The organism is Streptococcus agalactiae ATCC 13813, from assembly GCF_000186445.1.
In the GTDB taxonomy this organism is placed as follows: Bacteria; Bacillota; Bacilli; order Lactobacillales; family Streptococcaceae; genus Streptococcus; species Streptococcus agalactiae.
Map to the genome: position 1 here is coordinate 1469988 of NZ_GL636070.1, position 13188 is coordinate 1483175.

A 13188-nucleotide genomic window follows, 5' to 3' on the forward strand; every position below is an offset into this window, starting at 1 on the left:
CCTTTTTAGTTCTTAAAATAATTAACTGCATTTTGATAAGCAATGTCTTTAGCCATACTTCCTAAAGCTTGATAATCTTCTGGAACTTCTCCTTCTTCAATCCACTCTCCTAAGTAGGTACATAAAATACGTCGAAAATAGTCATGACGTTGATAAGATAGAAAACTTCTAGAATCTGTTAACATACCAATAAAATTCGCCAACATGCCTTGCTCTGCTAAGGCATTCATTTGACTAATCATCCCTAATTTAGTATCTGCAAACCACCAACCTGCACCAAATTGAAGGTAAGATCTCACTCCAAGTTCGTTAGCTTGAAAATTTGCCAAAGTGTTAGCTACTGCTATATTGTAAGCTGGATTGAGATTATACCAAATCATTTTAGGCAGACTATCTTTTTTAACCAAGGAATCCAATAAACGGTTCATATTAACAGTTAAAGCCACTTGGTCACCAAGTGAATCCACACCCACGTCAGCTCCCAATTTTTCAAAAATAGTAGAATGATTATTTCTCAAAGCTCCAAAATGCACCTGTGTTACAAAACCATATTTTTTATATAATCGGCAAAGTTCCATAAAAACAGCTGTTTGCCATTTGCTGATTTCTGATTGATTTGGGATATAGCCTTCACAAACTTTATTAAATAAATCGTTCAACTCCAATTCATCAGTTTGTTCAAAGACGATTTCCGTAAAACTGATATCGCTAGCCCTACAACCATTTTGAGCAAAATACGAAATGCGTTCTTCCATTGCTGCTATAAATGTTGAAAAATCTGTAATCTCTTTTTGAGTAATGTCACCCAGTTTAGTTATAAAATCAACAAAATGTCGATGTTCAATAAAAGCTTCATCTGGCCTAAATGTCGGAGCAACAACTGTTTTAAAACTCTCATCAGCAGCCAACTTTTTATGCCACTTGAGGGTATCAAGAGGATGGTCTGTAGTACCAATAAACATAACTTTGCTATCTGCAATTAAACGTCTAGGACTTATTTTATGCTCTTTCAAGAAATGATTTAAACGATGATAAATTTCCTCAGCATTTGATTCTGTCAAAATCTCATTAACACCAAAGATATTTTTCAATTCCATAGCAGACCAATGGTAAACAGGATTACCGTATGCTCTTTCTAGTGTTCTAGCAAATGCTTTAAATTTCTCAAGGTTGGATGCTGGACCTGTAATTTCTGCTTCAGAAATACCATTAGCCCTCATAAGACGCCATTTATAGTGGTCACCACCAAGCCACAAATCCACAATATTATCAAAAATACGATCTTCAAAAATGTCCTTTGGATCTAAGTGGCAATGATAATCAAAAATAGGTTGTCTCTTGACCTCTTCATACAGCTGTAAAGCTGCTTGATTTTTTAACATAAATGTTTCAGTATTAAACGCCATATTCTTCTCCTACTCACTAATCAAGTGCAGAAACAAACTGTTTAGCTATTTTAGTAACACTATCATAGCCTTCTGTGGCTACTTTACTAGATAATGCTGAGCCAACACCAACCGCAACTGCTCCTGCTTTTCTCCATTCAGCTACATTTGAAACAGAGACGCCACCTGATGGCATTAAATCAACATCTGGAATAGGACCATGAATATCTTTGATAAAACCTGGACCCACAACTCCACCTGGAAAAAGCTTTATAATCTGACATTTATACTTTCTAGCTACCACGATTTCTGTTGCCGTTGCACAGCCTGGGAAATAATAAACCTTGTTTTCATTAGCTAAATTAGCAATATCTGAATCAAAGTGTGGGCTAACCAAAAATTTAGCTCCAGCATCAATAGCCTCTTTAGCAAGTTCAGTTGTCATAACCGTTCCGGCCCCCACAATAATTTCTTTATTATTTTTAAAGTCATCTGATAATTGTTTGATGACTTTGCTTGCTTCAGGAGTCGAAAAAGTTACTTCAATATTCCGAATACCACCCAAAATAGCATGCTTTGCGATTTCTAGTGCATCCTCAGATGATTTTCCTCGAATAACAGCGAAGAAATAGTTGTTTTTCAATTGATTTAACATAATACCTCCCAAAATGTAACCGTTATCTTTATCTATATTATATAAGTCATCTGATGAATTGTCAAGAAGAATACTAAAAAAATAGCTATTCAAAAATAGCTATTTTTCTTTTTATATTAAGCTTTCAATGCTGAACGTCTAACACTCATGATATGCATAAGCATAGCATCATGTGCAGCTACTGGATTTTTTTCTCGGATTGCTTTGATAATTTCTCTATGTGCTTCTAAACTATCCGACTTCATCTGACGATTTGTATAATTCGCATTTATCAGATGAATTGACTGGTTGATGACTGGCAAAAGGCTATCCATTGCAATATTACCACTGTATTTAGCTAGCATGGAATGAAATTCCACGTCTAAAAGTAAATGTTTCGGATCGCCTGCGTGAACAGCATCTTCAATATCTCCAACAAGCTTTTCGAGTAATTGTAACTGATCATCTGTAATTCTATAAGCTACCAGCTCCGCTATTCGAGGTTCCAATAAAAGGCGTAGTTCAAAGAGATCTGATGTCAACCTATCTGTGTCCTTTATTAGAGAGAACCCTAATGGATCCTCAGAAACACCCTTTTTAGAACTAATATATGTTCCAGAGCCCTGTCTGACTTCTAAAATATTACGCGTTGCTAAACTTCTGACTGCTTCTCGGATTGTGCTGCGACCAACATCTAGATCTTCTGCTAATTCATATTCATTGGGGAGCTTAGCACCAACAGGGTATTCTCTTTCTAAAATTAAATGCAATAGACGATCTGCTGTTTGTTCTACTAAGGGTCTAGCCATATCATCACCTCTTCTAAAATAACTACCCCTATTTTACACTATTTTTTTTATTATGGTAATGAGGAATAGTCATCCAGCGTTTTTTAAATTCTTTGACGACTTGTTTCGGCTGGCGATTCCTTGAAAAGAGACCTTTGTGATTCCCCTGTACACGAAGTATCATCAGATTAGTTTCAAAGTCTGCAAAGTTCCAGACTTGCTCACCAACTAAATTAGGAATACCATCAAAAACACGATGACTCATTTCATAAAAATCACATTGAAATTCTTCTGTATATGGAATATTCCAAGTAGAGTGTAATCCCGGCAACGTATCAGCGCCATACTCCGTTATGATAATTGGTTTGTCAGGAAATTTATCTTGCCATTCTAATAACTCTTTTCTTAGACCTACTTCTGCATTTGTTAAATCACCGTGGTCAACGTACCAACCATAGTAACGATTAAGGCAGACAACATCAACCAGGTCCATCACTTGGTCTCTATCTGGGGTTGCCATTAAAATATTAACCAAGGTGACAGGACGTTTTTGAGGATCTAAATCTTTATAAAGTTTTACTAACGGCTCAAAATAATCGTGTGCTCCCGCTTCATGACTAGCCGGTTCGTTAGCGACTACCCACATCACGACGCTAGGATGATTTTTATCACGCTTCACTAATTCTTGGATAGCTTGTTCATGCGCAGCTTTTGTTTGCATCAAATTCCACGTACCATTATCTTTTGGTGACAAATCTAAGGAAGCGTTAAAATTTTGAAATAACCCTACTGCTGGAACCTCATCTATCACTAACACTCCCATTCGATCTGCTAAACGCATCATTTCTTCAGAATAAGGATAATGGGATGTTCTAAAAGAGTTTGCCCCTATATCCTTCAAAAGATTCAAATCCATTAAGTTAGCAGCTTCATTCAAACCTCTGCCATTAATGAACGTATCTTCATGTTTACCAAAACCTTTAAAATAAATAGGTTTGCGATTCAATAGGAATTGACCATTTGTCACTTCTATTTCTCTAAGACCAAAATTTTCCTCATAGACATCTTGGAGTTGATTATCAACAAAAATTTCAACACGCGCTGTGTACAGATAGGCATTTAAAACTTCCCAAAGATGGACATCACTAAGAAATAATCTGCTATCCTTCGTTTCACCCACTAGTTTGTTATCTTCATCAAAAACGCTAATTCTAACTTCGTCAACCTTTTGATTAGTCTCAACTAAAAAATGTAAATCTGCTGACTGTAAATCATCTGATAGACGACTTGTAATTGTAATATCAGAAATATGATTTTTAGGACGTATCATCAACTTAAGAGGACGATGCACACCTGCATAATTGAAGAAATCAAAATTCTCACGTACTTTTTTCTTAATGCTACCATCTTCTTGAATGATTTCACTATAATTTCCGACCGGAAGTGTGGTATAGTCTAAAACGTTATTAGCACAAATTGATACCTTAATTTTCTCATTATTGTACTTACATTCAGGAACAAGAACTTCAAAAGGAGTAAAACCTCCCTTATGCTCCCCTACCAATACACCGTCAACATAAATTTTAGCTTGATGTGTCACTGAGCCAAAACGCAGCACCATCTCTTCATCCTCTGATACTTTAGGTACTTCAATGACTTTTTCATACCAAAAATCACCTATATAATCACGTTTTTCTTTACTTACCATCAAATCATTAAATGAAGTCGGGATAACCATGACTTCATCTGAAGGTAGTAATTCGTTTGGATTATGTTCTCCTAATTTAAAGTTCCAAATACCGCCTAAATCATAAGTATTTCTTGTTTTTGTCAATAATGGATATAACATACACTCTCCTTTTACACTATCGTTTAATATCATTTGTTTCTTTTTCAATGAGGTAAGCAATATCATCTCGTGTCATGATATTGATATCTCCTTGAATGGTATGTTTGTATTTAAATGTAGCCATAGCTATTTCTAAGGCCCTTTGAGGAGTTTCTTTTTCCAGAAGCGCATGAATTAAACCTGCAGCAAAGGCATCTCCTGTCCCCACACGATCTAATACTTCAACGCCAGTTTTATCAGTTTGATATAACATATTATTATGATACAAATATGATTTTAACATATACTGATTAGTATATCCCATTTCCCTTTGAGTAAAGGCAATATAGTCTAACCCATATTCTTGAACAATCTTTTGGGTTATCTTTTCAAGTAATTCAATATCAAGGTAAGGTCTGGATAAGCCCAACTCATCTTTTAAATCTTCACTTTCGCCAGCTAAATAAATCGGCTCTAAGCCAAAGCAAACATCTGATAATCCTAATAGTGGCGATAATTGCTCACGCGCCTCTTGAAAAGATGACCATAAACTCTCACGAAAATTGAGATCAATCGATACTTTTACACCTCTTTCTTTAGCTTTTGTCATAAGGAACCGAGTCACCTCATATAAGTCCTTGGTTAGTGCTGGAGTAATTCCAGAAACATGAAACCAATCCACTCCCTTAAAAATAGAAGTAAAATCATAATCACTCAAGGTACTTTCCCAAAAAGATGAATAGTTACGATCGTAGATAACCTTATTTGTTCTTACCGAAAATCCTTGTTCATAGTAATAAATTCCTAGTCGTCCTTCTTTTTTAATTATAGCAGCTGGACTAATTTGCTGTGACAATATAAATTGTCTTGCCATCATGCCCAAATCATTATCAGGCAAAGCTGAGACCAATCCTACATGGTGACCTAGTTGAGCAAGGCTTGCTAAGACATTAAGTTCTGAACCACCGAATTGGCATTTTAGGTGATTAGCCTGCATCAGTGTGTGATATTGAGGTGGAGATAATCGCAAAAGAACCTCACCTAATGAAATAATTTTTGCCATAAGAATCCTCCAATGGTAGCTCTTATTTAACAAAATAGCTGCTCTATTGAAGAGCAGCTAAACTTTTTAATCTTTATCAATAGGATATTTTGTTACATCAACATAATCCATATCTGTCAAAGGAACATTACGAGCAATATCTTTAGCACGTTCCTTAGTAGTTGCTGCTTTCATAACTTGAATCTTCTCTTGAATACGAACCATTTCTTCTTTATCTAGTTTGTAAAATTTCATTAAAAGAAGGGCTATAGACAAAGCTATAAATGGAATGGCCACAAGGAGACTAATAGCTGCCATTTTTAAATCAGGGGTCAGTGGTGTTTCGATAGTTGGAAACGATTTTGAAAATCCAATTCCTGCTAACACAAAACCTACTACCATAGGAGCAAATGAAGAAGCAATCGAATCTGTTAAGGAGAAGATAGTTCCAATCATTCCTGATACATAACGACCGGATTCAGAAGTTTCATAGTCAGAAATATCTGCTCCCATAGTCAATACTAAACTAGCAGGTGCTTGTGAAGCGTATCTCGCAATAATATTCGTAACGATAAATAAAATAGTATAAAGATTTAGGCTTGTTAAACTAAGGTCACCAGGCTTACCAACGTAAAGAACTGCACCAAAAGCAAGTAAACCAATCATACCGATCTGAATTGCTCTGACATATGAAAAACGAAGACCTTTTTTACGAGCAATTGTTGAGAACAAAATATTAATAATAACACCAGGAACAATGAAAAGAAGTGAGAATTGTCCTGATAAAGCATAATTACCAAATAAAATACCAAACAATAGAACCATAACAACGGAATCGCCAAAGAATTGGATGGCAAATTTTACCAAAGCTGCAGCAATGGATAATATCTGAAGCGGTTTATTTCCTTTCAACACCTTCCAGTAATCTTTTAGAGCAGTCTTTTGGGTATTCTCTCCTAAACCAAAGAATTCTTTTCTGTCTTTTGCCCAAATCCCAATAATTGCAACGATTGCTAAAATGGCTGAAATAAGAATTGTTCCAAAAATAAGGACATTGAAGAATTGAGGTGTAAAATTACCAAATTTTGGTACTAAGAAACCTGAAACGACAAACTGACCGCCTGTCATTAATGATGTTGTCATAACTGCATCAACGATATTAAAGATCGGACGTTGCTTAGGGTCATTTGTCAGTGCTGTTTGCCCTGCTTTAGTTATTGTTTGTTGCATTGAGTATCCAATTTTATGGATAATTAGAACAAGGATAAATAATGGGAAACGAATATTTTCATCGACACCTCTCAATGCAAGAAGAAAAATCAATGACAAAGCCGTAATAACGTTCCCAATAATCAAAATAGGACGATACTTACCAAATTTTGTATCAGTTTTATCAATCATAATACCAATAGCTGGATCAATAAAACCATCAAAAATACGGATATAACCCATAATTTGACTGACAAAAATAGCTGCCAAGCCAAGAACGCCAGTTGAGAAATAGGTAACAAACATAAACGTAAATAAGTATATATTTGTAGAAGCATTGTTCATGGCAAACATAACTAACTGCCATACTTTCGCTCGGTTATAAGATACAACTTCTTCACGTTGTTCCATATCCATTGTTTTCTCCATGAGAGAACCCTCCTTGTTTTTTGTAAACGCTTTTATGATTAAATAATACTATTCATCTGATGTTTTGTCAATATTTTTATAAAAAATATCTTTTTTTATTATAAAAAAGACTTTTAAGCTATAAATACATAAGATGTTTTTTACTTTAAGGCTCATAATCATCATATGTTTTTGTTAGCCCACAAAAAAAGATGCCTAAGCATCTTTTAGTTGACTCTCGTAGTAGTTGTTCCCGCTTCAACCACTTCTACACAAGCATTTAAAGCACCCTCTACTAGATTTTTGACCGCTTCATCTGTATAATAAGCCGCATGAGGAGTGTATATTACTTTCGGATGATTAATCAGTCTTAGGAAATCCTTGTCTGAAATGTCTTGACCTTGACAATTTTTAGGTATATATGGCCCCTCAAATTCATAAGTATCAATACCAGCTCCCTCCAAAAGCCCTTGATCTAAAGCCTCAAGAAGATCTTTGGTTTCCACCAATGCTCCACGTGCCATATTCATTAAAATAGCACCTTTTTTAAACTGTTTAAACATATCTAAATTAAATAGATGCGTATTTTCAGCAGTTGGTGGCATATGTAAGGACACAAGATCAGCTTCTTCAACAGCTTCTTCTACCGAATTGACATACTCAAGGATACCATCTGCCATTGGATTATGGTAAATATCATAACCAATAACACGACATCCGAACCCTTTAAAAATTTTAGCAGTCGCTAGACCAATGCGACCAGTTCCTATTATAGCCACAGTCATGTTACCTAGGACTCGTCCTCGAATTGGCAATGTCCATGAAAAATTCTGTTCACGAACATTAGCTCTAATAAGCTCAACTTTTCGAATAAGGTTAAGAGCGATTGTCACTGTAAATTCTGCAATAGACTCCGGTGAGTAACTTGGCACATTGCTAATGATAATACCATGTTGCTTAGCTAACTCAAGATTATACATATCGACACCAGCACTGCGCTGAGCGATTTGCTTAATTCCCATTTCTTTGAGAAGAGGATAAATAGCATCATCTAAAGGCCCAATCTGTGCATTAGCAATCCCATCAAAACCTTCTACCTCATTAACAGTTTCCAATGTCAAAGGTCCTTCACTCATAGAAAGTTCCACATGATTTCGGTTTGCCCAATCTTGTGCTAATGTTGCTTCTTCTTCTCTAACATTAAATACTTTGAGTTTCATCACTAATATCTCCTTAAATATCTAATTTATAGTCCATTGGATCAATAATTTTAAGTACTTTTATAAAGAGGTAATTAAAAATAAAATTCAATATAATTGGTGCAGCAACAAATATTATAATTATCAATAACATATTCATAACTGACCATCCACCTTTTGCTAAATTAAGAGCATTAATCGGTCCAATCAAACCACTGATACCAAAACCTGCACTAGCTGGTGTTCCTTGAATATTAAAGAGAGCTCCGAGAATTCCTAGTATTGCTGCTGAAGATATCATAGGTAGCATAATCTTCGGTTTTGCTAATACATTAGCCATCGAAATCTTAGGAGACCCTAAAACATGCGCTAAGGCTGTCCCCTTAGAATTGACTGACCACCCAGCCATACAAAGTCCAAAACTAGCAGCACAGATACCTAAATTAGCAGCACCAGAACCAATTCCGGACAAACTAATTGCCAAAGCAATCCCAACTGTTGTGATTGGAGATACGATCAAGAAACAGAAAATCATCGCAATTAAAATTGACATCAAAACAGGTTGTAAACCAAGTAATGAAGCAATCCCTTGTCCAATCATGGTGGTAATCATTTTGACATAAGATAATAACACATGACCTACTCCTCCAACTAGTAAGAGTGTTACTGTTGGAATGACAATCAAAGTGAATGATTTCGTCTTGTCAGATAAAAATTGGATCAAAAGGACACCTAAGGCAGCAGTAATTCCCATGTTAATGATATCGCCTGTTCCTTTTAGCATAATAGCGCCTTTAAGGAAGGTTGCAGCTCCACCTGCAAACATGACCGCTAATCCTAGTGATGCTGATTGAATGGGATTAAATTTAAAATTGAGACCAACCATAATACCAATAACAAGCCCCATCATACTTGTTGCAACTGCTGTTGCAGCGATTAAAGTTGCAAAGCCGCTCCACATTGGCAGTATAGCTTTTACTAATATTATTGTGGAAATAATCATAAAGGTCAGATTGATAGACTTGTGCTATACTATTACTAAGAAAAAAGGACAGATATTATGGATATTAGACAACTTACTTTATTGCTGTTGCAGAAGCAAAAAATTATTCACACGCTGCAAAAAGTCTTTTTGTAACCCAACCTACACTTTCACAATCCATTAAAAAATTAGAAGCAGAATTAAATACTATTTTATTCTTACAAAATGGTCGTCAACTCGCTTTAACTGAAGCAGGAGAAATTCTCTATGAGAAAGGACAATTGTTGATGACTAATTTTAATCAAATGGTTACGGAGATCCAGCAATTAAATCAAGAAAAAAAGGAAGGTATCCGTGTAGGGCTTACTTCTCTTTTTGCTATTCAATTTATGAAACAGATTTCAACTTTTATGGCTACACATTCAAATGTTGAAATATCTTTGATTCAAGATGGTTCCCGTAAATTACAAGAATTGTTAGCAAAAGGAAAGATCGATATTGGCTTATTGTCCTTTCCAAGTACCCGCAATGATATCACTATCGAACCACTGCAAACCTCAACTAAAGGATATAAAGTAAGCATTGTCATGCCAAAATCGCATCCTCTTGCAACACTTCCTGAAATTGAACTTAATGATTTAAGAGATTACAAAGTTGCCTCACTCAATGAACATTATATGCTAGGAGAGATGTTGCCTCGTAAATGTCGTGCTTTAGGATTTGACCCCCATATCGTCTTTAAACATAATGACTGGGAAGTTCTTATTCATAGTTTACAAGACCTCAATGCAGTCACTATTTTACCAAGTGAATTTGAAAGCATTAGGCAAGTTCAAGATTTATGCTGGGTCCCACTTAAGGATAAAAATAATTTTTATCCGATTGGTATTGCTTACCGAAATGATACTTCGTTTAGTCCTATGATTGAAGAATTTTTAAGTCTTTTAAAGACCAATTAATAGCAGTTAAACCAAAAAGTTTAAAACTTTTTGGTTTTATTTATTTTCCAAATAACAAAGAAAATCATAAACTTTTTGATTCCACTCATAAAGTGTTTCGTTACAGTAATCTAAATAATAAACTCTGTGTTTCAAGTCATTGGGCACAAGGCTTTGATAATCTTCTTGATAATGCTTTGGGATAACACACGCAACTAAATGTTCTGCTAAAGAAAGCTGATTTTTAATTTTAGCAGGATGATTGATGATATCTTGATAAGTAAAATGAAAGCTGACCCCTGGCTTAAAACCTACTGTTAACTCCTGTTCAGATGGTGCTTTGCCTAACAATCTTTCCATTACTAAACGATAACCAGAATTGGTATTTGACCAGTTCAACATCACATAGTCAAAGTAATCTTTAGGGTCTCCAGCAGCATTCCTCTTATCATTTACCAGTACTTCAGCAGGCTTATTAAAGGCTTTAACTGCTGATAAGATTTTACCTTCTTTAAAAATTAGTTTTGCAGTTTCAATCGTACATGTATGGCTTAAAAAATCAGAAGTTAAACTAATACCATCCTCATTAAAAGTAGCTGCCGCTTCTCTATATTGAGGAATATAGGGAAAAGTAAAACTATTGTATTTTAAAAAATAAATAATTTTTGCGAGGAGATGTTTATCGTCACATTGTATCTCAGTTTTTCTTTTATATTGTTTCTCGTAAGCTATGAAAGCTCCTATCCTTTCCAATTCAAACGCCTTAATTCGAGGATAATCCAGCAAAGCTAATTGGTAAACACCTCCCCATTGTAAACTATATGCTGCACGACAAATTTTTAAAATCATTTCTTCCTCCTTTTGATAATCCCTATAACAATTTCTATTAAATAGTAGCATTTAAACGTAATTGACTCAATAACTTGGTCAATTTTCGATCAAAAATAAGATTAAGATACCAAAAAAGCCTGGACTATACTTACCAGACTAACATACTGTTTATTAAAATGAATCAATCTTTTGTTACTACTAATTGCTTACGATTATTAAAGAAAATTTTATAAGCCAAATAAGTAGCTACAAAAGAAGCTATCGAAGTCGTTGCTAATAACATAAACGTCACCATCATTTGGTATTTAACCGCTTGGATAGGTGAAGTTCCAGCAAGAATTAACCCTGTCATCATCCCTGGCAAAGATACAATCCCAAGTGTTTTAGCTGAATCAATTGTAGGTACCATACCAGTTTTGATAACATCACGAATAATATCAATCGAAGCTGGCAAAATATCTGCTCCTAAAGCTAATTTTGTCTCTACTTCCTCTTGTTTACTTCTAAATTCGGACAATAATTGTTTATAGCACAAACCGATTGCTACCATAGAATTACTAATAATCATACCACCTACAGGAATCATTTGATTCGGAACAAATTTTAAAATTCCTGAAAAAATCAAGACAGATAAAGTGATTATAGTCCCTGACCCAATAGCTATAAATGAAATAACAAACCCTTTATTAATCCCTTTACCACGCTTAGCTGCGTTATAAGAAGCATTAATAATCATGAATAGCATTAAAAGAGCTGTGAAAATAGGATTTTGATAACCAAATATATAGTCTAGCAAAAACCCCACTGCTAATAATTGAATCACTGCTCGGATAGCGCTAATAATCACTTCTTTTTCTAGGTTTAACTTTTGCCAGTAAGAAAAAAATAAAGTAATCAAAACTAATGATGATGCCATTAGTAATGACATTAAAGAAATAGAATTTGCACCGCTCATTTTATAACCTCCATTGCTTCAATACTACCATTGACAACTTTTAAGACTTTATTGGCAAATCGACGACTCTGTTCCTCATCATGCGTAATCCACAAAATCGTTATTCCTTTGTCATGTAATGATTTAATAACCTTTTCAACAATAGCTTTATTATGATTGTCTAAAGCCGAAGTAACTTCATCTAAGAGTAAAACTTTAGGTTCAAACAATAATTGCCTAATCAGAGCAATACGTTGCTTTTCTCCTCCTGATAGTTTTTTGACATCCTGTTTCAGGTAAGACTGGTCCATTTCAAAACGTTGAAATAAATCATCAACGCGTCTATAATCTACTTTTTCGTGTCGAATGTGGTAAGGAAAACTAATATTGTCTTCCACTGTATTACCAAATAAATGTGGCGTTTGAAAACAGTAAGAAATCATTTTTCGACTTTCAATCGGTTCTAATTGGTTCAAATCTTTTCCATCAAAGAAAATATGACCTGCAGTAGGACTCATTAAACCACTGGCTAATTTTAAAATAGTACTCTTACCACTTCCAGATGGTCCTACAATAGAAACAAAATCACCTTCATCAATTGCAAAGTTGATATCATTTAAAACCAACTTATCATCCGTTTTAAAATCAACGTGTTTAAAGGTTAAATAGGACATTGTTAAGCTCCTTTACTTCTTATTTATAATCATTATAATTAAGTCTGACATAAAAATCAAAAAAAAAGCTCTTTAGAATAATTCTAAATTAATAAGTAAACTTATTTTACCTCTTATTAAAAATTTTCTGATAAAATAGGCTTTGTAAGAGGCCTTATAAACAAGATAGTTATCATCCAAGTCTCTGCACTTTAGTTGATCAATAAAGGAGACTCCTATGTTTTTAATCGATTTTATTTTACATATTGATACTCATATCTATGCTATGGCTAACACTGTTGGTAATTGGACCTATCTATTGCTCCTCCTCGTTATTTTCGTTGAAACTGGAGCTGT

11 protein-coding genes and 2 pseudogenes are annotated in these 13188 nt (G+C 34.7%); 2 read left to right on the forward strand and 11 right to left on the reverse strand.

What is annotated here, in order from left to right:
• Positions 1–5: 5 nt before the first annotated feature.
• From uxaC to HMPREF9171_RS106290, 8 genes and pseudogenes are all read right to left on the reverse strand, one after another.
• Entirely contained in the window at positions 6–1406 is a 1401-nt protein-coding gene (gene uxaC, locus HMPREF9171_RS106325) for a glucuronate isomerase (RefSeq protein WP_000885300.1), read from the reverse strand.
• 16 nt (positions 1407–1422) lie between these two features.
• Positions 1423–2076: a bifunctional 4-hydroxy-2-oxoglutarate aldolase/2-dehydro-3-deoxy-phosphogluconate aldolase gene (locus tag HMPREF9171_RS106320; RefSeq protein WP_370443800.1), complete on the reverse strand. Its 654-nt coding sequence runs from the start codon at positions 2074–2076 to the stop codon at positions 1423–1425.
• A gap of 80 nt (positions 2077–2156) precedes the next feature.
• On the reverse strand, positions 2157–2828 hold the full coding sequence (locus tag HMPREF9171_RS106315; RefSeq protein ID WP_000113632.1) for a FadR/GntR family transcriptional regulator: 672 nt from the start codon (positions 2826–2828) through the stop codon (positions 2157–2159).
• Between the two features lie 28 nt (positions 2829–2856).
• Positions 2857–4656 (reverse strand): beta-glucuronidase, encoded by a 1800-nt coding sequence (gene uidA / locus HMPREF9171_RS106310; protein ID WP_000966718.1) that lies wholly within the window; start codon positions 4654–4656, stop codon positions 2857–2859.
• 16 nt (positions 4657–4672) lie between these two features.
• The gene (locus HMPREF9171_RS106305) at positions 4673–5698 is read right to left on the reverse strand and encodes a sugar kinase (protein ID WP_001062639.1); all 1026 of its coding nucleotides are present in this window, start codon (positions 5696–5698) and stop codon (positions 4673–4675) included.
• A gap of 66 nt (positions 5699–5764) precedes the next feature.
• Positions 5765–7315: an MFS transporter gene (locus tag HMPREF9171_RS106300; RefSeq protein ID WP_000416100.1), complete on the reverse strand. Its 1551-nt coding sequence runs from the start codon at positions 7313–7315 to the stop codon at positions 5765–5767.
• 206 nt (positions 7316–7521) lie between these two features.
• Entirely contained in the window at positions 7522–8514 is a 993-nt protein-coding gene (locus tag HMPREF9171_RS106295) for a D-lactate dehydrogenase (RefSeq protein WP_000770075.1), read from the reverse strand.
• Between the two features lie 13 nt (positions 8515–8527).
• Positions 8528–9475 (reverse strand): annotated as a pseudogene (locus HMPREF9171_RS106290) (PTS sugar transporter subunit IIC); the annotation flags it as partial.
• Positions 9476–9576: 101 nt separating this feature from the next.
• On the opposite strand from HMPREF9171_RS106290, the gene HMPREF9171_RS01000000112975 reads away from it, so the two are divergent.
• Positions 9577–10434 carry a LysR family transcriptional regulator gene (locus HMPREF9171_RS01000000112975; protein ID WP_050540659.1) on the forward strand — a complete coding sequence of 286 codons (858 nt, stop codon included), beginning with the start codon at positions 9577–9579 and terminating at the stop codon, positions 10432–10434.
• Between the two features lie 36 nt (positions 10435–10470).
• On the opposite strand, the gene HMPREF9171_RS106285 is transcribed toward HMPREF9171_RS01000000112975, so the two are convergent.
• The 3 genes from HMPREF9171_RS106285 to HMPREF9171_RS106275 all read right to left on the reverse strand — a co-directional run bounded on the left by HMPREF9171_RS106285 (position 10471) and on the right by HMPREF9171_RS106275 (position 12852).
• Positions 10471–11262 carry a hypothetical protein gene (locus HMPREF9171_RS106285; protein WP_000601001.1) on the reverse strand — a complete coding sequence of 264 codons (792 nt, stop codon included), beginning with the start codon at positions 11260–11262 and terminating at the stop codon, positions 10471–10473.
• Between the two features lie 163 nt (positions 11263–11425).
• The gene (locus HMPREF9171_RS106280; RefSeq protein ID WP_000011926.1) at positions 11426–12199 is read right to left on the reverse strand and encodes an ABC transporter permease; all 774 of its coding nucleotides are present in this window, start codon (positions 12197–12199) and stop codon (positions 11426–11428) included.
• A complete protein-coding gene (locus HMPREF9171_RS106275; RefSeq protein ID WP_000121090.1) occupies positions 12196–12852 on the reverse strand; it encodes an ABC transporter ATP-binding protein in 657 nt (218 codons plus the stop codon). The genes HMPREF9171_RS106280 and HMPREF9171_RS106275 overlap by 4 nt, the downstream gene beginning before the upstream one ends.
• A gap of 217 nt (positions 12853–13069) precedes the next feature.
• Here HMPREF9171_RS106275 and HMPREF9171_RS1000000114270 point away from each other — a divergent pair.
• A pseudogene (locus HMPREF9171_RS1000000114270) lies at positions 13070–13188 on the forward strand (cytochrome O ubiquinol oxidase); the annotation flags it as partial.